This window comes from Streptomyces sp. NPDC007917 (assembly GCF_042959105.1).
GTDB lineage: Bacteria > Actinomycetota > Actinomycetes > Streptomycetales > Streptomycetaceae > Streptomyces.
Genome location: NZ_JBIBKK010000005.1, coordinates 136,370 through 156,052, shown reverse-complemented (window position 1 = coordinate 156,052; position 19,683 = coordinate 136,370). Strand labels below are relative to the sequence as shown.

Sequence of the window (19,683 nt, the reverse complement as noted above, 5' to 3'; positions counted from 1 at the left end):
ACTACCTGGACGAGCGCTCCGGCGCCCGCTACCCGCTCACCGACCCGCGCTGGTGCGGCGACGACGGCGCCCCGCTGACCGTCGCCCCGCTGCCCGGCATCACCCGCGAGGACGTGGACACCGGCACCCGTTCGCTGTGGCGCTACCGCGCCGCCCTCCCCGTGGACATCGCCGCCCCGGTGTCGCTCGGCGAGGGCTGCACCCCGCTGGCCGAGAAGGACTGGGGCGAGGTCCCGGTCCGCTTCAAGCTGGAGTGGTTCAGCCCCACCGGCAGCTTCAAGGACCGCGGCACCAGCGTGATGATCTCCCTGCTGGCACAGCGTGGCGTGCCGGAGGTCATCGAGGACAGCTCCGGCAACGGCGGCGCCTCCGTCGCGGCGTACTGCGCGGCCGCCGGCATCCGGGCCACGATCCTCGCCCCCGAGGCCACCTCCCCCGCCAAGGTGCTCCAGAGCCGCGCGTACGGGGCACGCGTGGAACTCGTCCCGGGCGACCGGGACGCCACCGCGGCGGAGGCGCTGCGCCGCTCGTCCCGTACGTACTACGCGAGCCACAACTGGCACCCGTTCTTCCTGCAGGGCACCAAGACCCTCGCGTACGAGCTGTGGGAGGACCTGGGCTTCGCGGCCCCCGACAATGTCGTCACCGTGGCCGGCGCCGGCTCCACCGTCCTGGGCTGCGACATCGGCTTCTCCGAACTGCTGGCCGCCGGCCAGATCCGGCGCCGCCCCAGGCTGCTCGTCGCCCAGCCCGCCAACTGCGCCCCCATCCACGCGGCGTTCCACGCGCAGGACCCCGCCCCCTTCGCGTCCACCCTCGCCGAGGGCACCGCCATCCGCGAGCCCATCCGGCTGCGGGAGGTCGTCCGGGCCGTCCGCCGCTCGGACGGCGACATGGCGGCCATCCCCGAGGACGACATCGCCACCGCGGTCCGCCGCCTGGCCGCCATGGGCCTGTACGCGGAGCCGACCAGCGCGACCGCGGCCGCCGCGATCGATGTCTTCCGCGCCCGGGGCGCGATCCGCCCGGGCGAGACGACCGTCGTGCTGCTGACGGGCTCGGGGCTCAAGGCGGCGACCGCGATGGGCGCCCTCTTCGCCGATCAGGGAGGCACACCATGACCGCCGAGGACGACCTGCTGCTGCGCGAGGCCGAGAAGATCGTCGTCGCCATCGGCCGGATGTTCCCGGGCCTGTGCGAGGTCGTCCTGCACGATCTGCGCGACCCCGACCACGCCATCCGGGCCATAGAGAGCAATCTCTCCGGCCGCGCCGTCGGCGACCCCGCCACCGAGCTCGGCATCGCCCGCATCCAGGACCCCGGCTTCCCGGACATCGTCCAGAACTACCCCAACCGCTTCCCGGACGGCCGCCCGGCCAAAAGCACCTCGATCGGCATCAAGAACAGCACGGGCGAGTACGTCGCCGCCATCTGCCTCAACCTCGACGTCTCGCTGTTCGCCAGCGTCGCCCGCAGCCTCAACAACCTGGTCAGGACGGACGACCAGGAACAGCCCCTCACCGAAACCCTGCGCGCCCGCACCGCCGACGAACTCCGCGCCGTCGTCGAGGAATTCGCCGCGGCCCGTGGCCACACCCCGCGCAGCCTCGGCTCCGCCGCGAAGAAGGAACTCGTACGCTCCCTCAAGACCCGCGGCTTTCTGCAGGTCAAGCACTCCGTGCAGGTGGTGACGGAGCTGCTGGGGGTCTCCCGGGCGACGGTCTACAACTACCTGCGCTCACCCGCCTGAAGCCGCCCGCGCCGACGCTCCATCGACGCGAGCCTGGCCGGGTCGGTCAGGACCGAGATGCCCGCGATCCGGCCCTCGACGACGGTGAACGCCATGCCCGACAGCGGGACGCCGTCCTCGCGCCAGGACACCAGCCCGGGCAGCCCGTTGACGAGCGCCGCCCGCCCCTGCGCGGCCGCGCCGGCGGACAGTTGCGCGCCGCGGCGACCTGAGTGGCGCCGAGGACGACGACCACACCCCCGGGGGTGTCGACGGTCAGCCTCACTTCGGGGTCGAGCACGCGCAGCAACCCCTCGAAGTCGCCGTGGCGAGCCGCCGCCAGGAAGGCCTGGACCACCTCTCGCTGCTCCCGTCCGGCGCCCGCCGGCCGCTCGGTCGCCCGCACCTTCCTGCGGGCGCGGCTGGCGAGCATCTTGGTGGCGGCGGTGGGCCTGCCGAGGATCCGGCCAATCTCGTCGAACGGCACCGCGAACAGGTCATGCAGCACGAACGCCGGCCGCTCGCTCGGCCCGAGCGACTCGAGGACGACGAGGAACGCGAGCCCGACCGAGTCGGCGAGCGCCACGTCGTCCTCCGGCGCGGGGCCGTCGTCGACCGTCACCACGAGCTCGGGCAGCCGGTCGTCGTACGACGCCGCGGGGTGGGCCTGGCGCGATCGCAGGACGTCGAGGCTGATCCGTCCGACCACCGGGGTCAGCCAGCCGGCGAGGTGTGGATGGCCGCCGTGTCCTGGCGGGAGAGGTGCAGCCAGGCCTCCTGCACCACGTCCTCGGCGTCGGCATGCGAGCCGAGCATGCGGTGGGCGACCGCGCGCAGACGGCCGCGCTGGGCCTCGAACGCCTCGGCCACCGGGTCCCGCGGGGTGGGGTCGCACATGCTGTTACCTTCCTCGGCTCTGCTCCGTCATGGGGATGACGGGCCCGGACGGGCACAGGTAACAGCCAGATCAACGGCTGCAGCCCGTGCGTGTTCGCCGGGGTCGAGTCGGCGACGCCGCCGCCGACCACTTCGATGAGACCCAGCTGTCCGCGATCATCGCGAATATCGCGATGACCAACTTCTTCAACCGGATCAGCCACACACTCCGGGAGCAGGCCGGCAAGACCTGGTGAGCCGGGCGGGGCGTCATCCGCACGGGGCCGCGGGTCCCGCGGCCCCGTGCGGCCGGGTCTGCTGCGTGGCACGGTGCTCGTGCCGGACCCGGCGACGTTCACCGCCCTCCGGTGTGGCTACTCTCGTCTCCCCATCGATCTCGACCGCAGGAGAACAGGCCATGCGCAACGCCGCCGTAACGCCCAGGGGCGACCGGATCCGGTGGGTCGAGCTGCCCGGGCAGGAGCCGCCACGCGTCTATGTGCACGGTCTGGGGGCCACATCACCCGCCTACTTCGCGGAGATCGCGGTGCACCCCCTCCTGGCCGGCCGCCGCTCACTGCTGATCGACCTGCTGGGCCACGGCATCAGCGACCGGCCGACGGGCTTCGACTACACGCTGGAATCACATGCCGACGCCCTCGCCACGGCGCTGACCAGCGCGGGTGTCACCGGCGCCGAGCTGATCGCCCACAGCATGGGCGGCTCGGTGGCCATCGTCCTGGCCGCCCGCCACCCCCACCTGGTCTCCCGCCTGGTCCTCATCGACGCCAACCTCGACCCCATCCCCCGCAAGCCCGGCACTTCGGGCAGCAGCGGTATCGCCGCGTACTCGGAGGAGGAGTTCCTGACGGGCGGCTGGGAAGAGGTCCGCGACCGCGTCGGCCCTCAATGGTGGTCCACGATGCGCCTGGCCGGCCGGGAGGCGCTGCACCGCAGCGCGCTCCACCTCACCCGCGGCACCGTCCCCACCATGCGCGAGCTGCTGCTGGACCTGAAGATCCCCCGCACCTTCCTGCTGCCCGAGGCCGACGCCCCACTTCCGGGCACCGAAGCGCTCACCGAGGCCGGAGTGTCCGTCGTCGCCATCCCCGACTGCGGGCACAACATCATGCTGGACAACCCGGAAGCCTTCGCCCGCGCCACGGCGGCGGCCCTCGCGGCCCCTGTCCAGAACTGACCGGGCGGCGCGCCGCCCCTCCCGGGCTATGCTGCGCGCCATGGGCGCGGTGTTGGTGATCGAGCTGGCGGAAGCGCCGCCCGCCTCCGCCGTCCAGCGGCTCCGCGACTACTTGGCGGCCTCCTCATCACGCCTTGAGGAGGAGCGCCCCGGCAAGTACGACCTCCATGTGCGGGCGGAGAGCCTTGGCATCGCGGCCACGGACGGTGTCGACGGCCACCGGCCGGTCCTCGTCTCCCTGATGGGCCCTGGAATCGGCGACGAGGAGACCTTCGAAGCCGAACACGCCGACGAGGCCGACCAGAAGCGGGTCATCGGCTTCACCCCGACCCACGCGGTCGACGTGCTCGCGTTCTGCAACAGCCCGGTCGACCATGTCGTCCTGGCCTTGCTGACCGCCGGAATCATGGACGTGCTCGGCGGCGCCGCCAACGCGGAGCTGCGCGAGGATCAGGTGCGGCTCGTGTCTGGCCTTCCCGGGGTCGTGGCCCTGATGACGGAGCCCTGGCCGGCCGCGTATGGCTCCGCCGAGTTCCTGAGGGCGTGGGCCGGGCAGCCCGGCTTCCGGCTCCTCAAGTAGTCGCTACTGCGGGAGTCGGTCGAAGTCGCCGCGCTTGACGCCTCGTATGAAGGTGGCCCACCGGGCCGGGGCGGTGGTGATGACGGCGGTCGTGGGCACCTGCGTCCGTCGCAGGGGGCGGCCGGCCCGGTGCCCCGATTCCTCGGCCCGGCGGGCGGCTGAGGTCAGGACAGGCTCCGCTGCGCTCCGCCGCAGCTGCTGCCGCGCGGTGGCGAGCCGGTCAGCCCAGCGGTGCGCTGGACCGGAGGCGCGCGAGCGCGACGAACGAGCCGGCGACCGCTGGACGGCATGGTCCAGACGCCGCGTGCGGGCATCGTCTCGCGCCTTCGGCGCACAGCGGCCGGCAGAGGGAAGGGGAGGGGGTGCCGGAGGCACCGTCGCCACCCAGCCCAACGGGCCCTCACTGTCCGACGGGTGGCGGAACGGCGGATGGTCGCCCGTAGCGATGGACGCCGGTCCGGTTGGGCCCTCCCCCCCCCACCTCTTAAAAAATGCTTGATGCAGAGCAAGGGCGGTTTCCACTGATGCTTGATGCAGGTCAAGCAATTTTTTAGGAGCAGGCGGGGGAGGGCGGATCCCGCTCATCTGAGCTCGTCTGTCCGTCGCGCTCCCGCGCCCCGGTCCAGCGCACCGCTGGTCTGACCGGCCGGCCACCGCGCGGCAGCAACTGCGGCGGAGCGCAGCGCACCCGCACCCTCGCCCTCACCCGCGAGACTGACGACGAGTCAAGCCGCGTGCACGAGGGCCAGGAACGGCAGTACCACGGCGGCCACCTCGTCCGGTACTTCCTCGGCGAGGTCGTGTCCGGCATCGAAGACGTGGCCGGTGACGTCGTGGGCCATGAGCCGCATCTGGGTCTCGTTGCGGTCGCCGATGAAGGCCGAGCCGCCGAGGGCGAGTACCGGGATGTCCAGCTTCTTCTGGGCTGCCTGACGGTTCTGTTCGGCGTCGATGAGCATGGACCGGTAGATGGCCAGCATCGAGCGGATGCCGCCGGGCATGGAGTAGCAGCGTACGTATTCGTCGACTGCTTCGGCGGTGGCTGTGTCCGGGTGGCTGCGTTCGTTCTTGAGCATGTACGTGATGAGTTCACGCTCGTGCCCGCCGATCAGCATCTCCGGGACGTCGGGCTGGAAGTAGAAGCCCAGATGCCACAGATGCATCCCGCTCGAGACGTTCTCCTGGGTGAGAGCGGTGTGGTCCTCGAAGCCGAACCCGGGGAACAGCGCCTCGGCGAAGACCAGGGCGTTGACGTGAGCGCGGTGGCGGGCGGCGAGTTGGTAGCCGATGACCGCTCCCCAGTCCTCTCCCATCACGCTGTAGGACTCGTGGCCGAGGTGGGCCATCAGCGCGGCGATGTCGTCGCTCATTGTCGCGGAGTCGTATCCGTCCGCGGGGTGGGCGGAGTCGCCGAGGCCGCGGAGGTCCGGTACGACGACGGTGTGATGTGGCGTCAGTTTGGGGACGAGGTGTCGCCAGTGGTAGCCGGTCTTGGGTACGCCGTGCAGCAGCACCACCGCCGGGCCGGAGCCACCGGTCCGGTAGTGCAGACTCGTTCCGTTGACGGTGGCACGGCCCGTGTGGACGCGGGCTCCATGGTGGTCGAAGATCATGCCCTGTCAGCTCTCCTGGTGTGCTTCGCGGCGAATGTCGATCACGAGGCCGCTCGGTCCGTTCCTCGCCGCGGTCACTGGACCGGCGTGATGACCGGCGGGGCGTAGGACGATGTTGTCCGGGTAGAGCCGGCCGAGCAGGGCCAGAACGACGGTGTTGTTCTGGGCGGTGGCGTCCAGGGTGACGTCGCCGCCCTCCGTCCACACCAGTCCGGGTGCGCCCAGTACGGCCCATACGTCCGCGGTTCGGGCGGCGGCGGATACCTCGGGGCGTGTGGTGGAGTCCTGGCGGTGGGCGAAGCGGTGGCCGCGCAGGGCCTGGCCGAGGTCGACGCGGACGGGGGTGCCGTCGTGGGTGGCGTGGGTCACTTCGATGTGGGCGGTGCGGGTCCCGTCGACGACCGGTGCGGCCACGACGCGGGCGGTGATGGGCCCCGGTGTTCCGGTGGCGGGCGGCAGGTGCTCGATGAGCGTGCGGGGTGCGGCGTAGTAGTCCCGCACCTCGGCGACGTAGGTGGCGGATTCGCCGGCAGCCGGGTCGGGGCGCCAGGTCAGCAGGTGCCGGGGCGCGGTGAGGGGTGGCGCGTCGACGACAGCGGGCAGGACGGTGCCGCCGTCGTGGTCGAAGCCGTAGCCGTCGGGGCCGGAGCCGCCGGTGATGGTGTGGCGGGCGAAGTCCACGATGCTGGTGTGCCGGATCTGGCGGACCAGGAGTTCGGTGAGGAAACGGTCGCGGGCCGGCTCGGTGTGCCGCAGTCCGGTCGGGGTGACGAGGAGCGGGACGTCCTGCCAGTTGGTGAAGGGCAGCAGGGCGTCGCGCAGCAGGACCATCTGGTGCAGCCACTCGTTGTAGAGCTGCATCGCGACGGGGCCGCCCCGGCGGCCCATGAGCAGGTCGGTCGCGGGGTGGGTGAGCAGATGGCCGTAGCAGTGGCTGCGGACGACGAGTGGGCCCGCGGGCAGTGATATCCGGTGGGCGAGCAGCCGGTCCAGGGCCGCTGTCGCCCAAGAGGCGATCTCCCGGCCGATGGCCTCGGCCTGTATGCCCAGTTCGCGGGTCGCCGAGGCGGCGTCGGGGCCGATGGCCAGTGGCAGCGAGGTCTCCCGGGTGCCGAGGCCGAGCGTCGCGTGGATCTGGGCGTCGAGGACCACGCGGTCGACGCTCAGCAGGGCGTCGATGACGCCCTGCAGCAGCGGTTCGGTGCCGGTGAAGAACTCGCGGGCGGTCATGGTGCCCGTCGCCGGGAAGGTGTTCCATCGGCTGCCGCCGAGGGTGGGAGTGGCCGAGGTCCGTGAGGGGGGCATGGGTCCTCCGGTGTCGTCGAGGGGGTGGTGGAATTTTCTGGATCGCCCGATACAGATTGAGGGCATGAAAAAGTCAGTCGAGGGTCGCCAGCGCGACCTCCACAAGGGGTTCGAGGGCGCGCGGATCCGGTGTGACCTTGGAGGAGACGAGCAGCCCGTTGAGGAAGGTGACGAGGAAGGCGGCGAGGGTCTGCGGATCATGCCGCGGCGCGATCTCACCGCGCTCCGCCGCCACGCGCAGCACCTCGGCAAGCGCGTCCTGGCTGGCGCCCAGTACGTCACGCACGGTGCGCCGGGTCACCGCGTCCTCCGGTACGCGCTCACAGGCGGCGTTGATCAACAGGCAGCCCTGGCCGCCATGTTCGACGGCGATCCGGACCCGCTCGACCAGCATCGTACGGATCGCCGACCGGGCGTCCGCCCCCTCGTCGAGGCTGCGCAGCGCGGCCGCCGCGAACGTGGTGCGGTAGTGCTCCAGCGCGGCCCGGTACAGGCCGTCCTTGTCGCCGAACGCCGCGTACAGGGACCCCTGGCCGATCCCGAGGTGCCGGGTCAGGTCCCGCACCGAGGTCCCCTCGTATCCGCGCGCCCAGAACAGCTCCATCGCGCGGCTCACCGCCGCCTCGGTGTCGAACTCGCGGGTCCTTGCCATGCGTCCACCATAATCTATCTGGATCGATCGCTCAAGAAAGCGTCCTGGGGCGATGGCCGGCGTGCCCCCGGCCACGAGAACTGAAGCCGTGGCCGGGGGCACGCCAAGAGCCGGGGCCGCTACGCGCCGCCTTCCGCCGTCCAGATCCTGCTGCGCAGATCCGTGCCGCGCAGCACCTGCACCCGCCACGGCTCGATGCGCACCACGTGGTACTCCGGGTCCGTCGGTCCGCCGCGCCAGTAGCCGCGCGGGTCGTAGCCGACGCCGGGTGGGCTGCCCTTGCGGTAGAGCTCCCAGGCGTAGCGTTTGGTCGGTTCGTCCTCGACCCAGGTGGAGACGCTGTCGATGAACACGGCGTTCTGGCGCGGGCTCCAGTAGGAGTAGGTGGTGTGCGGATTGTTCGCCAGGTGGGCCGACTTCACCGGTGTCTTGTAGGCGGCGAGCCAGCCGACGGGACGGCCGTCGACGAGTTCCCAGACCGGGAGTAGTACCCGGGCCCGGGGGCGGTTCTTCTTGTCGACGGTGATCATGGTCGCGTACGCGATATCGCCGATGTACTGGAAGAACTCGCGCTCCACGTCCGAGAAGGAGCCGACCTTCAGCGTCATGTCGCCACCGCCCCGCCACGGGGTCGGCCGCGGAGGCCGAAGGCACTGATGAGCGTGGCCACCCCGGCCGCGATCAGCGGGACGAACAGGGCGGCGTGGTAGCCGTCGAGCAGGGCCTGCGGGGATCCGTCCTCGCCCGTGGCGGCGACATTGACGGCGGTGACGGTGGACAGACCGAGGGCGGCGCCGAACTGGAAGGAGGTGTAGAGGAGACCGCCGGCCAGGCCCTGTTCCTCCTCCTGGACGCCTTCGGTCGCGATGATGGTGAGCGGGCCGTACGCCAGGGAGAAGGCCAGACCGAGGGCGATGAAGCTGGGGAACATCGCCGCGTACGTCCAGTCCTCGCCGACCGGCAGGAACAGGGCGTACGACAGCGCGGCCAGCACCAGGCCGCCGAAGACGACCCGCGCGTTGCCGAAGCGGCCCGCGAGCTTGGGGGTGAGCGTGGGTGAGAGCGCTGCGTCGATGCCGATCACCAGGAGCGCGAGGCTGGTCTCGACCGTGGACCAGCCTCGCAGCTCCCGCAGATACAGCACGGCGATGAACTGGAAGCCGAAGAAGCCGCCCGCGAAGAACAGCGCGGAGAGGTTGGCGCGTACGAGGGCGCCGCTGCGGAAGATCCCCAGCCGCACCAGCGGCGCGGCCGCACGGCGTTCGGTGAGTACGAAGACGGTGAGGAGTACGAGGCCGGCGGCGACGGTGCCGAGCGTCTGGCCGAGGCCGGTGTGGGCGGCGCGTTCGACGGCGAGGACGAGGAGCACGATCGCGCCGGTCACGGTGAGCGCCCCGAGCAGATCGACGCGCTGCCCGGTGCGGTCGGGCCGCGGGGACTTGGGGACCAGAGCCGGCGCGGCGATCAGGATGAGGAACGACAGAACCACGGGCGCGAAGAACACCCAGCGCCAGTCGGCCGAGGTCAGCAGCCCGCCGACGACCAGGCCGATGGAGAAGCCGCCGGCCGCGGTGCCGGAGTAGATCAGGAGTGCCTTGTCGCGCTGCGGCCCCTCCTCATAGCTGGTCGTGATGATCGACAGCCCGGCCGGAGTCATGAAGGCGGCCGCGACCCCCGTCACAAAGCGGGCGACGATGAGCGTCGGTCCGTTGTCGGCGAAGCCGCCCAGGCCGGAGAAGAGCAGGAACACGGTGAGCCAGAGCAGGAACATCTGCCGGCGGCCGAAGAGGTCCGCCGCCCTCCCGCCCAGCAGCATGAACCCGCCGTAGCCCACGACGTACGCGCTCATCACCCACTGCAGCTCACCGGTGGACATCCCCAGGTCGGCGCGGATCGACGGCAGGGCCACATTGAGCATGGCCACATCGATGCCCTCCAGGAAGATCGCTCCGCACAGCACAAAGAGCACACCCCAGCCGCGGCCGTTCAAGGCACCGGACTCGGGGACGGTCTCCCGCGGTGGTGGCTCAGACGGCGCAGAGGGCGCAGACGGCCCAGAGGGCGTGGACGGCGTGGACACAGCACAGCTCCTTGAAACAGGAAGAAAGAAGGGGGAAGAAGAGGGGACGCGTCGCACGCGGTTACCGGGGCGCCAGTCAGTTCCCTCTTGTTACCGTCTCGATCCTGATGCACCCTGAACCACCATGGAAGAAGGCACTTTGAAGTCACCGAGTCACTGCACGGGAACCGACGACGACCAGATCCGCCAGTGGGACACCCGGGAGGGCTGCGAGGTCCGTCAGATCCTCGACCGCGTGGCCGACAAGTGGTCGCTGCTCGTCATCGCCCTGCTCGACGTCCGCACCATGCGCTTCACCGAGCTGCGGCGCGAGATCGACGGGGTCAGCCAGCGCATGCTGACGGTGACGCTGCGCCATCTGGAGCGCGACGGGCTGGTGCGCCGTACGGTGCATCCGGTCGTCCCGCCGCGCGTGGACTACCAGCTCACTCCGCTGGGCGCGACGCTGCACGACACCATCCAGGCGCTCGTCACGTGGACCGAGGATCACCAGGACGAGATCGCCGCCGCGCGCACCGCGTACGACCAGTGCGAGGCCAAGGCGGAAACGACGACCGGGGACGAAAGCGCAGGCGAGGGCTTGCAGTTGGCGGTGGGCGGGGCCTGAGCCGGTCCGCATACGCACAGGCGTGCGCGTCGCGGACGCGGCGGGGGCTCCGATCGTTGTCGACCGCCGCTCAGGACGGGACGGGCAGAGGACAAGGGGTTCGCCGAACACTCCGGCCCCAGTCCGCCATCGGCGGTGAACCGCACCCGCCGCTCCCAGGTCAGCCCTTGGAGGGAAGATGGATGCCCCACGCGATGTCCACTCCGGTGAGAAGCGCTATGACGCCGTGGACCTGTCGTCCCTGGCCTTCTGGTCGCAGACCGCCGAGCAGCGGGAGCGGTCCTTCGCCCTGCTGCGCGCCGAGCGGCCGGTGTCCTGGCACCGTCCGGTGGAGGGGAGGTTGCTGCCGGACCCGGACGACACGGGCTTTTGGGCCGTCGTCCGGCATGAGGACATCGTGACGGTCAGCCGCCGCTCCGATCTGTTCGCCTCGTCCGCCGGTGTGCTGCTCGAGAACATCCCCGAGGGTCTGGTCGAAGGCTCCCAGTCCCTGCTCGCCATGGACCCACCCCGGCACACCAAGATCAGGCGGCTGGTCAGCGGCGCCTTCACCCCGCGGCACATCCTGGGGATGCGACAAGGGATCGAGGCCCACGCGCGGCGGATCGTCGCCGAGTTGGCCCACCGCCCCGACGGCAGGGCCGACTTCATGCGGGACTGCGCGTCGCTGCTGCCCATGCGCGTGATCTCCGATGTGATGGGCATCCCCCGCGAATGGCAGGACGCCGTGGCCGCGACGGTCTCCCAGAGCATCAGCGGCACGGACGGGGCGGGCGGGGACGAGCAGAGCCCGTTGGAGCTTCTGGTCGAGGGCCATCGCAGACTGCGCGACATGGCCCTGAATCTGGCCGGGTTACGGCGTGGCCGCCCGGCCCAGGACCTGATGACCGTCCTGGTCCAGGCCGAGGTCGACGGGGACCGGCTGACCGACGACGACATCGCCGACTTCTTCCTGCTGCTGTGCCTGGCGGGCAACGACAGTACGACGCTGACCATCGGCCACGGGCTCAGGCTGCTCACCGACCTGCCCGAGCAGCGCGCCTGGCTGCTGGCCGACCTCGACGGCCGGATCGGCTCCGCCGTGGAGGAGATCCTGCGCTACGCCACACCCGTGCTGACCTTCCGCCGTACGGCGGTGGCCCCCACCCGGCTCGGCGGCCGGCACATCGCAGCCGGGGACAAGGTGGTGATGTTCTACGCCTCGGGCAACCGCGACGCGGCCGTCTTCCGCGAACCGGACCGTTTTGACCTCGCCCGCGACCCCAACCCCCATCTGTCCTTCGGCGGTGGCGGTGCGCACTACTGCCTGGCGGCCCAGCTCGCCAGGGCGCAGCTGAGGATCCTCTTCCGGGAACTGCTGCGGGTCCTGCCCGATATCGAGGCGGGTGAGCCCGAGTTCGTGACCGGGACGTCCATCCACGGAATGACGCGGCTGCCCTGCCAGTTCACGCCGCGGAGGGTGCCCACGGCGGGAGCGCGGTGACCTCCACGACGGCTGCCGCGATGCCCAGGCCGGGGCCGGAGCCCACCAGCAGGACGCGGTCGCCGGGGCCGATCTCCCGGGCCATGAGCAGGTGCTCGAAGGAGACCAGTTGGTCGCTGGCCATGAGGTGGCCCACCCCGCGGCCGAAGTCCCAGGCGGACCGCTCCAGGGTGTGGCCCAGGGAGGACAGCCACGCATCGACCAACTCGCGGTTCGCATGAGCGGTGATGACGCGGGCCACGTCCCCGGCGGCGACGCCTGCCTCGTCGAGGGTCCGGGCCATCAGCTCACGCTGCGCCTTCATCACCCTGAGCATCCAGTCCGTCGGCGCGCCGTCGCCGTCCAGGAACTCACGCTGCCTGGCCCCGAGGTCGAGCGGCCCTGGCAGGGCCGAGCCGGAGGGGTCCAGCGGCTGTGTGCCGCGGTGCAGGGCTTCGAGTTCGGGCACGGCCTTGGAGTTGACGGACAGCAGCCGGGCGAAGCCCGGGGTCCGGGTGAGCACCAGCGCTGACGCGCCGTCGGCGAGGAGATAGCCCGGGCTCGCCCGCCAGCGGTCCACCAGCGGTGAGCCCATGTTGTCGGCCGCCACGATCAGCGCCGCCTCGCTGCCGGCGCCCCTGAGGTGCGCCGCCGCCAGCTCGAGGGCGCCGAAGACCCCGTTGCATCCCTGCCGGACGCCCACGGCCAGCAGATCACCGCCGATCGCCTCGCGCATCACATACGACTGCGGAAGCCAGCCGTCGGGGCCGCAGCGGTAGCCCTCGACGTAGAGCAGCAGCCCCAGCTCCGAGGGGTCGCCGCCCCAGCGTCCCAAGGCCGCGCGGACCGCGCGGACCCCCATCTCCGGGGCGGGGGTGTCGCCCGCGACGGCCGCGCCCAGCAGACCGGACCGCTCCGCTTCGGCGTCGTCCAGCCATCCCCGCCGGACGGCCTCGGTCACGCTGACGCTGTCGGGCAGATATGTCCCTACGGCGGCGACGTACACATCCGGTGTCCGCATGTACGTGCACCCCTTCGCACCTGTCCGTGAATTTCGGTTCGGCTTTCTCCATATACGCCGACGCGGAAGAGAGGCAGTCGCTTCCAGCTCGAAAACACCTCAGGCCACGATGGAGACCGTGAATTCCTTTTTCTCCTCCCTTGCGTCCGTCGGGCGTTGCGGATACACCTGAAATCCGCTTTTCCCGAAACCGGAGGGCGGCCTGTGGACTTCACACTCAGCGAACAACAACGCGCCCGTCGCGCGACCATCCTGGCCCGTACGCAGGCCGCCTTTCCCGCCGGTCCTGGCCATCGGCCCACGGCGTACACCCGCGCCGAATGGTCCCGCCTCGCCGCCTTGGGGCTGCTCGGGGCCAGCGTGCCGGTGGCGGAGGGCGGCGGGGGGCTCGGCGCGCTGGACACCGCGCTCGTCTTCGAATCCGCCGGCCAAGGCTGCGCGGACACCGGAATCCTGTTCGCCGCGGCCGCTCATCTGTTCGCCTGCGGAATGCCGATCCTCGATTTCGCGCCGCCCGATACGCGCAAGCGGCTGCTCCCCGGAATGTGTTCCGGGGAGCTGATCGCCGGAAACGCCATGACGGAGCCGGAATCCGGCTCGGATGTCGCCCGGCTCGCGGTGACCGCGCGGCGGGTCGCGGACGGTTTTCTCCTCAGCGGCACAAAGAGCTTTGTGAGCAACGGGCCGGTGGCCGATGTGTTCGTGACCTACGCGACCACCGATCCACGGGCCGGGCACCTGGGGGTGACCGCGTTCGTCGTCGAGCGTGGCACTCCGGGGCTGACGGTGGGCGAGCCGCTGGAGAAGATGGGGCTGCTGTCGTGTCCGGCCTCGGCGGTGACGTTCGACGACTGCTTCGTACCGGACGAGCGGGTGCTCGGCGCCCCCGGTCAGGGGGGCGCGGTCTTCCAGCACTCCATGCGGTGGGAGCGGTCCTGCCTGTTCGCGGTGTACCTGGGGGTGCAGCAGCGGCTGCTCGACCGGTGCGTGGAGCACGTACGACAGCGCCGGCAGTCCGGCAGGCGGCTGGCGGCGTTCCAGTCGGTGAGCAACCGCGTCGTCGACATGAAGCTGCGGCTGGAGAGCGGGCGGCTACTGCTCTACCGGGCCTGCGACGCCCTGGACCGCGACGATCCGGACGCCTCCTTGTGGGTGTCGCTGTCCAAACTGGCCGTCTCCGAGGCGTCCGTGGCCGGGTCGCTGGACGCCATGCAGCTGTTCGGCGGCCGGGGATATCTGATCGAGGAGGGCATCGAGGCGGCGGTCAGGGACGCGCTGCCGACGACCGTCTTCTCCGGCACCTCGGAGATCCAGCGGCAGTTGATCGCGAGGAGCATGGGACTGTGAGCCTGCACCGACTGGTGGTCGAGGCCGCCGAACGCACCCCAGAGGCGCCGGCCGTCCACGACATGACCGGCGGCCTCAGCTACGGCGGGCTCGACGCGCTCGCCGACCAGTACGCCGTGGCGCTGCTCGACGCGGGCGTGCGGCCCGGGGACCGGGTGCTGCTGTGGACGGGCAAGAGCGCCGAGGTGGTCGCCCTGACGCAGGCCGTGCTGCGGATCGGAGCGATCTATGTGCCGGTGACCGCGTCGAACCCGATCGGCCGGGTGCGCCGGATCGTGGCGGACTGCCGCCCCTCACTGGTGGTGACCGACCTCGACACCGCCCCCGACCCGGCGGACCTGGACGCCCTGCGGGTCGCGGTGGTCGACCGGGCGCCGCTGCGGGCCGCCGCCGCGCCCGGCCGACGCCCCGCGCACCACCATCCCGCCGCGCCGGACGACGCCGCGTACATCCTGTACACCTCGGGCTCCACCGGCGAGCCCAAAGGCGTCTGTCTGAGCCACCGCAACGCGCTGTCCTTCATCGACTGGGCCGTCCAAGAGCTGCGCCTGCGCCCCGCCGACCGGCTGGCCAACCACGCGCCCTTCACCTTCGACCTGTCGGTGTTCGACCTCTACGGCGCCTTCCGGGCCGGGGCCTCGGTGCAGCTCCTCCCCGACACCTTGGCCCACGCCCCCGACCAGCTCATCGACGTGCTCGCCCGGCGCCGGATCACCGTCTGGTACTCGGTGCCGTCGGCGCTCCTGCTGCTGATGCGCGAGGGGCGGCTGCTGGACCGGGGGCCGCTGTCCCTGCGCGCCTGCGTCTTCGCGGGCGAGGCCTTCCCGCTCGAGGACGTCAAGCGGCTGCGCGCGGCCTGGCCCGGCGTACGGCTGCTCAACTGGTACGGCCCGACGGAGACCAATGTCTGCACGTCCTACGAGGTGACCGCCGCCGACCTGGACCGCGGCACCCCGCTCCCGATCGGCACCGGGTGCTGCGGGAACGACGTACGCCTGGAGCCCCGGCCGGACGGTACGGCCGAGATCGTCGTCAGCGGCCCGACCGTGATGCTGGGCTACTGGGGCCGGCCGCCGCACCACGGCCCGTACCGGACCGGGGACCTCGGCCGCCGCGATGTCCACGGCGAGCTGGAGTATCTGGGCCGGTTCGACGACCTGGCGAAGGTGCGCGGCCACCGGGTCGAGCCGGGCGAGGTGGAGGCCGCACTGGGCGCGCACCCGGCGGTCGGCGACGTGGTGGTGCTCGTCTCGGGCAGCAGCGACGAGGCGCGGATCCACGCCGTCGTCGTGCCCCGTCCCGGGCACCGGCCACATCTGCTCGACCTCAAGAGGCACTGTGCCTCGCTGCTTCCCAGCTACATGGTCATCGACGCGGTGCACACCGTCGAGGCCCTGCCCCGCGGCCCCAACGGCAAGACCGACCGCGCCGCCCTCGCGCGGGAGGTGCGGGAGAGGGAGCGGAACCGCGGCACCTGACCGCCGCCTCGCCGCCTCGCCCTCACCCTCGTCCTCGCTTTCGCCCTCGTCCTCGTCCTCGCTCTCGCTCTCGCCCTCGAAAACGTGGAGTCCCCATGTCCGACACCGAACGCCCGGCCCTGCTGGACAGGCTTCTCGGCTATGTCCGGGACGAGTTGGTCGGCGATCCGGACCTCGCCGAGATCACCCCGACCACACCGCTGCTGGCCTGGGGCATCCTGGACTCGCTCCGGACCGCGCGGCTGCTGGCCCATCTGCGGGACGAACTCGGCGTCCTGGTGCCGGCCACTCATCTGACGGGCGGCCACTTCAAGGACGTCGAGAGCATCACCGATCTCGTGCTGTCCCTGCGCCAGCCCTCGCAGCCCCGTCGGTCCTCGTAGCCCCGTCAGTCCTCGTAGTCGTAGAACAGCCGCTCCACCACCGCCCGCGCCCGCCGCGTCGTACGGCGGTAGTCGTCGAGCATCTGGCCGACCATACCGGGGCCGTAGCCCAGGTAGCGGGAGACCGCCGCCAGTTCGCGGCTGTCGCCGGGGAAGGTGTCGCCGGGGCGGCCGCGGACCAGCATGATGCCGTTGCGGGCGCGGGTGGCCAGCACCCAGGCCTCGTCCAGGGTCTGCGCGTCCTCCGCGCCGATCAGCTCGGCGGCGTGGGCGGCGGCCAGGGCCTCGCGGGTGCGGGTGGTGCGCAGGCCGGGTTCGGCCCAGCCGTGGCGCATCTGGAGCAGCTGCACCGTCCACTCGACGTCGGACAGGCCGCCGCGGCCCAGCTTGGTGTGGGTGGTGGGGTCGGCGCCGCGGGGCAGCCGTTCGGATTCCATCCGGGCCTTGAGCCGCCGGATCTCGCGGACCGCGTCCTCGCCCAGGCCCTCGGCCGGGTAGCGCAGCGGATCGATCAGCTCGATGAAGCGGGCGCCCAGGTCGGCGTCGCCCGCGACCGGCTCGGCGCGCAGCAGCGCCTGGCTCTCCCACACCAGCGACCAGCGCCGGTAGTAGGCGGCGTACGAGGCGAGGGTGCGCACCAGCGGGCCGGACTTGCCCTCCGGCCGCAGGTCGGCGTCGATGGCCAGCGGCGGGTCGACGGTGGGCAGCTGGAGCAGCCGCCGCATCTCGTTGGCCACGGCGAACGCGGCGCGTGAGGCTTCCTGTTCGTCCACGCCCTCGCGCGGCTCGTGGACGAACACCACGTCGGCGTCCGAGCCGTAGCCCAGCTCGTGCCCGCCGAACCGGCCCATCCCGATGACCGCGAAGCGGGTGGGCAGCTCTTCGCCCCACTTCTCGCGCACCGCGGCGCGCAGCGCGCCCGCGATCGTCGCGGCGTTCAGATCGGAGACGGCGTCCCCGACCAGGTCGACCAGCGCGGCGGGGTCCAGCGGCGGCTCGCCCACCCCCGGGACGCCCTTGGCCGCGGTGGCCGCGGTGGCGTGGGCGGTCCCGGCCGGCTTCGCCGCCCCGGCGGGGCCGAGCGGGCCCGGGGTGCCCGGCCTGGTCGCGGGGGGCCGCGCGCCCCCGGCCGCCGCGAGCGCCCCGCCGCCGGCCGCCCCCGGGCCGCCCGCCGGCGGCAGGGACACGGACGGCTGGACGGCGCCGTTCGCGTGGCGCGCGCTCTCGATGATGTCGGCGGCCGCGGTACGGAACAGCTCGCGCCGCCGCACCCCGCGCGCCGCCGCGACCGCCGCCTCCGCGCCCTCTGCGCGGCCGACCGCCGCCAGGGTCTCCTGCTCAAGGTGGGCCCGGCCGCGCGGCCGCAGCCCCTCCGGGTCGCCGAGCAGGGCGACCGCCTCGGGGGCGCGCAGCAGCAGATCGGGGGCGAGCCGCCCGGTGGACAGCACCCGCGCCAGGTTCTCCGCGGCGGCGCCCTCGTCACGCAGCAGCCGCAGATACCAGGGCGTCTTGCCCAGGGCGTCGGAAACCTTCCGGAAGCCCAACAGCCCGGCGTCCGGATCGGCGGAGTCGGCGAACCAGCCCAGCAGCACGGGCAGTAGCGTACGCTGAATCGCCGCTTTACGGGTCACACCGGACGCCAATGCCTCCAGATGTCGTAGCGCGGCGGCCGGATCGGCGTAGCCGAGCGCCTCCAGGCGCTGGCCCGCGGCCGCGGAGCTGAGCCGGGTCTCGCCGGGCTCCAGTTGGGCGACCGCGTCCAGCAGCGGCCGGTAGAACAGCTTCTCGTGCAGCCGCCTGACCTCGCGCGCGTGGCGCCGCCACGCCGTGCCCAGCTCGGCCACCGGCTCCGTACGACGGTCCCAATTGTAGATTCTGGCGAGCGAGCGGCCCAGGCGCCGCAGGTCGGCCTCGTCCTCGGGCACCAGGTGGGTGCGGCGCAGCCGGTACAGCTGGATGCGGTGCTCCATGGAGCGCAGAAAGCGGTACGCGGCGTCCAGCGCGGCGGCGTCGGAGCGCCCCACGTAGCCGCCCGCGGCCAGCGCCGCGAGCGCGTCGAGCGTGGTGCCGCTGCGCAGCTTCTCGTCGGACCGGCCATGGACCAACTGCAGCAGCTGGACGGCGAACTCGACGTCGCGCAGGCCCCCGGGGCCGAGCTTGAGTTCGCGGTCTATCTCGGCGGCGGGGATGTTCTCGACGACGCGGCGGCGCATCTGCTGCACGTCGGGGACGAAGTTCTCGCGCTCGACGGCCTGCCACACCATGGGCGCGAGGGCGTCCATGTACGCCTGGCCGAGCGCCGCGTCGCCCGCGACCGGCCGGGCCTTGAGCAGCGCCTGGAACTCCCAGGTCTTGGCCCACCGCTGGTAGTACGCCAGATGGCTGGACAGGGTGCGCACCAGCGGCCCGTTGCGGCCCTCGGGGCGGAGGTTGGCGTCGACCGGCCAGATGCTGCCCTCGACGGTGGCCTCGGAGCAGATCCGCATCAGCCGGGAGGCGAGCCGGGTGGCGGCCTGCACCGCCTTGCCCTCCTCGACGCCTTCCACCGCCTCGGCGACGAAGATGACGTCCACGTCCGAGACGTAGTTGAGCTCCCGGCCGCCGCACTTGCCCATGCCGATCACCGCGAGCCGGCAGGCCGCGGCGTCCTCGGGCTGCTCCTCGGCGGCGATCTCCAGCGCCGCGCGCAGCGTGGCGGTCGCCAGGTCGGCCAGCTCGGCGGCCGTCTGGACCATGTCGGTGGTGCCGCACACATCGCGGGCGGCGATGGTCAGCAGCGCCCGGCGGTAGGCGACGCGCAGCGCGTCGGGCCGGGGCCGCCCCGCGCCGGACGGGCCCCAGATGCCCTCGGCCAGGGCCCGCTCGAACTCGGGGGTGGTCGGATGCAGATCCGCCGACTCGTACATCACCAGGGCCTGCCAGTCCCCCGGGTGCCGGGCGAGGTGGTCGCCCAGCGCCTCGGACGCGCCGAGCACCCCGAGCAGCCGGTCGCGCAGCGGCTTGGCGGTGACGAGGGTGTCGAGCAGCGCCTGCCGCGAGCCACTGTCCGAAGCGGCCGCGCCGTCCGGCAGCGCCTCGACGAGCCGTACGAGCCCGCGCAGGGCCAGATCGGGGTCCGCGGTCACGCCCAGCGCCTCCAGCAGCACCGGGTCGCTGCGCACGCCGGACAGCTCGGGCGCGTCCAGCAGCCGCTGGGCGGCGGAGGGGTCGGTGAAGCCGTGCCGCAGCAGCCGGGTGAAGTTGCTGCTCCTGCGTCCCTGCGGTACGGACATGCCGCCGCCTCCCGTGCCTGTCGAGTGCCGCCGCCCACGGGCCCGCTGCCCCGGTGACCAGGGCGGGCGGGTCCGATGAC

At 72.1% G+C, this 19,683-nt stretch carries 17 protein-coding genes and 1 pseudogene; 10 read left to right on the top strand and 8 right to left on the bottom strand.

All coding sequences use genetic code 11. The features are described from left to right. Positions 1 to 5 precede the first annotated feature (5 nt). The gene (locus tag ACFZDL_RS11080; RefSeq protein WP_353594575.1) at positions 6 to 1,121 is read left to right on the top strand and encodes a pyridoxal-phosphate dependent enzyme; all 1,116 of its coding nucleotides are present in this window, start codon (positions 6 to 8) and stop codon (positions 1,119 to 1,121) included. After that, on the top strand, positions 1,118 to 1,750 hold the full coding sequence (locus tag ACFZDL_RS11075) for a PAS domain-containing protein (protein WP_353594516.1): 633 nt from the start codon (positions 1,118 to 1,120) through the stop codon (positions 1,748 to 1,750). Before ACFZDL_RS11080 ends, ACFZDL_RS11075 begins: the two co-directional genes overlap by 4 nt. On the opposite strand, the pseudogene ACFZDL_RS11070 reads toward ACFZDL_RS11075, so the two are convergent. Further along, a pseudogene (locus ACFZDL_RS11070) lies at positions 1,729 to 2,626 on the bottom strand (sigma-70 family RNA polymerase sigma factor). The gene ACFZDL_RS11075 and the pseudogene ACFZDL_RS11070 overlap by 22 nt on opposite strands. Before the next feature lie 86 nt (positions 2,627 to 2,712). Between ACFZDL_RS11070 and ACFZDL_RS11065 the strand changes: the two are divergent. The 3 genes from ACFZDL_RS11065 (at position 2,713) to ACFZDL_RS11055 (ending at position 4,383) form a co-directional block, all read left to right on the top strand. After that, the gene (locus ACFZDL_RS11065; protein WP_353594517.1) at positions 2,713 to 2,862 is read left to right on the top strand and encodes a hypothetical protein; all 150 of its coding nucleotides are present in this window, start codon (positions 2,713 to 2,715) and stop codon (positions 2,860 to 2,862) included. Positions 2,863 to 3,023: 161 nt separating this feature from the next. Beyond that, positions 3,024 to 3,803: an alpha/beta hydrolase gene (locus ACFZDL_RS11060; protein WP_353594518.1), complete on the top strand. Its 780-nt coding sequence runs from the start codon at positions 3,024 to 3,026 to the stop codon at positions 3,801 to 3,803. A gap of 40 nt (positions 3,804 to 3,843) precedes the next feature. Next, positions 3,844 to 4,383 (top strand): DUF6368 family protein, encoded by a 540-nt coding sequence (locus ACFZDL_RS11055; protein ID WP_353594519.1) that lies wholly within the window; start codon positions 3,844 to 3,846, stop codon positions 4,381 to 4,383. A gap of 725 nt (positions 4,384 to 5,108) precedes the next feature. On the opposite strand, the gene ACFZDL_RS11050 is transcribed toward ACFZDL_RS11055, so the two are convergent. The 5 genes from ACFZDL_RS11050 to ACFZDL_RS11030 all read right to left on the bottom strand — a co-directional run bounded on the left by ACFZDL_RS11050 (position 5,109) and on the right by ACFZDL_RS11030 (position 9,943). Beyond that, positions 5,109 to 5,996, bottom strand: coding sequence for an alpha/beta fold hydrolase (locus ACFZDL_RS11050; RefSeq protein WP_353594520.1), 888 nt, complete (start codon positions 5,994 to 5,996; stop codon positions 5,109 to 5,111). A 6-nt stretch (positions 5,997 to 6,002) separates the two neighbouring features. Further along, positions 6,003 to 7,301: a hypothetical protein gene (locus ACFZDL_RS11045; RefSeq protein ID WP_353594521.1), complete on the bottom strand. Its 1,299-nt coding sequence runs from the start codon at positions 7,299 to 7,301 to the stop codon at positions 6,003 to 6,005. 73 nt (positions 7,302 to 7,374) lie between these two features. Next, positions 7,375 to 7,953 (bottom strand): TetR family transcriptional regulator, encoded by a 579-nt coding sequence (locus tag ACFZDL_RS11040; RefSeq protein WP_353594522.1) that lies wholly within the window; start codon positions 7,951 to 7,953, stop codon positions 7,375 to 7,377. 119 nt (positions 7,954 to 8,072) lie between these two features. Next, entirely contained in the window at positions 8,073 to 8,561 is a 489-nt protein-coding gene (locus ACFZDL_RS11035) for a pyridoxamine 5'-phosphate oxidase family protein (RefSeq protein ID WP_089506287.1), read from the bottom strand. After that, positions 8,558 to 9,943, bottom strand: a complete 1,386-nt coding sequence (locus ACFZDL_RS11030; protein ID WP_353594524.1) for an MFS transporter — start codon at positions 9,941 to 9,943, stop codon at positions 8,558 to 8,560. The genes ACFZDL_RS11035 and ACFZDL_RS11030 overlap by 4 nt, the downstream gene beginning before the upstream one ends. Positions 9,944 to 10,157: 214 nt before the next feature. Between ACFZDL_RS11030 and ACFZDL_RS11025 the strand changes: the two genes are divergently transcribed. Both ACFZDL_RS11025 and ACFZDL_RS11020 read left to right on the top strand, forming a co-directional pair. Continuing rightward, positions 10,158 to 10,640, top strand: a complete 483-nt coding sequence (locus ACFZDL_RS11025) for a helix-turn-helix domain-containing protein (RefSeq protein WP_353594526.1) — start codon at positions 10,158 to 10,160, stop codon at positions 10,638 to 10,640. Between the two features lie 178 nt (positions 10,641 to 10,818). Beyond that, on the top strand, positions 10,819 to 12,123 hold the full coding sequence (locus tag ACFZDL_RS11020; protein ID WP_353594527.1) for a cytochrome P450: 1,305 nt from the start codon (positions 10,819 to 10,821) through the stop codon (positions 12,121 to 12,123). On the opposite strand, the gene ACFZDL_RS11015 is transcribed toward ACFZDL_RS11020, so the two are convergent. Beyond that, a complete protein-coding gene (locus tag ACFZDL_RS11015; protein ID WP_353594528.1) occupies positions 12,086 to 13,123 on the bottom strand; it encodes a ketoacyl-ACP synthase III family protein in 1,038 nt (345 codons plus the stop codon). The two genes, ACFZDL_RS11020 and ACFZDL_RS11015, sit on opposite strands and share 38 nt — an antisense overlap. Before the next feature lie 204 nt (positions 13,124 to 13,327). Here ACFZDL_RS11015 and ACFZDL_RS11010 point away from each other — a divergent pair, with 204 nt between their 5' ends. From ACFZDL_RS11010 to ACFZDL_RS11000, 3 genes are all read left to right on the top strand, one after another. Next, positions 13,328 to 14,470 carry an acyl-CoA dehydrogenase family protein gene (locus ACFZDL_RS11010; protein WP_353594529.1) on the top strand — a complete coding sequence of 381 codons (1,143 nt, stop codon included), beginning with the start codon at positions 13,328 to 13,330 and terminating at the stop codon, positions 14,468 to 14,470. Further along, complete coding sequence (locus ACFZDL_RS11005) at positions 14,467 to 15,948, top strand: amino acid adenylation domain-containing protein (RefSeq protein ID WP_353594530.1); 1,482 nt, start codon at positions 14,467 to 14,469, stop codon at positions 15,946 to 15,948. Before ACFZDL_RS11010 ends, ACFZDL_RS11005 begins: the two co-directional genes overlap by 4 nt. Before the next feature lie 95 nt (positions 15,949 to 16,043). Further along, entirely contained in the window at positions 16,044 to 16,331 is a 288-nt protein-coding gene (locus ACFZDL_RS11000; RefSeq protein ID WP_353594531.1) for an acyl carrier protein, read from the top strand. A 5-nt stretch (positions 16,332 to 16,336) separates the two neighbouring features. Here the strand turns inward: ACFZDL_RS11000 and ACFZDL_RS10995 are convergent, their stop codons facing one another. Next, on the bottom strand, positions 16,337 to 19,603 hold the full coding sequence (locus tag ACFZDL_RS10995; protein WP_353594532.1) for a bifunctional [glutamine synthetase] adenylyltransferase/[glutamine synthetase]-adenylyl-L-tyrosine phosphorylase: 3,267 nt from the start codon (positions 19,601 to 19,603) through the stop codon (positions 16,337 to 16,339). Positions 19,604 to 19,683: the final 80 nt, after the last annotated feature.

What these genes read in the sequence shown, in the direction of transcription:
- ACFZDL_RS11075 (WP_353594516.1), top strand. Translation starts at nt 1,118, where the DNA reads ATGACCGCCGAGGACGACCTGCTGCTGCGCGAGGCCGAGAAGATCGTC.
- ACFZDL_RS11060 (WP_353594518.1), top strand. Translation starts at nt 3,024, where the DNA reads ATGCGCAACGCCGCCGTAACGCCCAGGGGCGACCGGATCCGGTGGGTC.
- ACFZDL_RS11055 (WP_353594519.1), top strand. Translation starts at nt 3,844, where the DNA reads ATGGGCGCGGTGTTGGTGATCGAGCTGGCGGAAGCGCCGCCCGCCTCC.
- ACFZDL_RS11050 (WP_353594520.1), bottom strand. Translation starts at nt 5,996, where the DNA reads ATGATCTTCGACCACCATGGAGCCCGCGTCCACACGGGCCGTGCCACC.
- ACFZDL_RS11045 (WP_353594521.1), bottom strand. Translation starts at nt 7,301, where the DNA reads ATGCCCCCCTCACGGACCTCGGCCACTCCCACCCTCGGCGGCAGCCGA.
- ACFZDL_RS11040 (WP_353594522.1), bottom strand. Translation starts at nt 7,953, where the DNA reads ATGGCAAGGACCCGCGAGTTCGACACCGAGGCGGCGGTGAGCCGCGCG.
- ACFZDL_RS11035 (WP_089506287.1), bottom strand. Translation starts at nt 8,561, where the DNA reads ATGACGCTGAAGGTCGGCTCCTTCTCGGACGTGGAGCGCGAGTTCTTC.
- ACFZDL_RS11025 (WP_353594526.1), top strand. Translation starts at nt 10,158, where the DNA reads ATGGAAGAAGGCACTTTGAAGTCACCGAGTCACTGCACGGGAACCGAC.
- ACFZDL_RS11020 (WP_353594527.1), top strand. Translation starts at nt 10,819, where the DNA reads ATGGATGCCCCACGCGATGTCCACTCCGGTGAGAAGCGCTATGACGCC.
- ACFZDL_RS11015 (WP_353594528.1), bottom strand. Translation starts at nt 13,123, where the DNA reads ATGCGGACACCGGATGTGTACGTCGCCGCCGTAGGGACATATCTGCCC.
- ACFZDL_RS11000 (WP_353594531.1), top strand. Translation starts at nt 16,044, where the DNA reads ATGTCCGACACCGAACGCCCGGCCCTGCTGGACAGGCTTCTCGGCTAT.
- ACFZDL_RS10995 (WP_353594532.1), bottom strand. Translation starts at nt 19,603, where the DNA reads ATGTCCGTACCGCAGGGACGCAGGAGCAGCAACTTCACCCGGCTGCTG.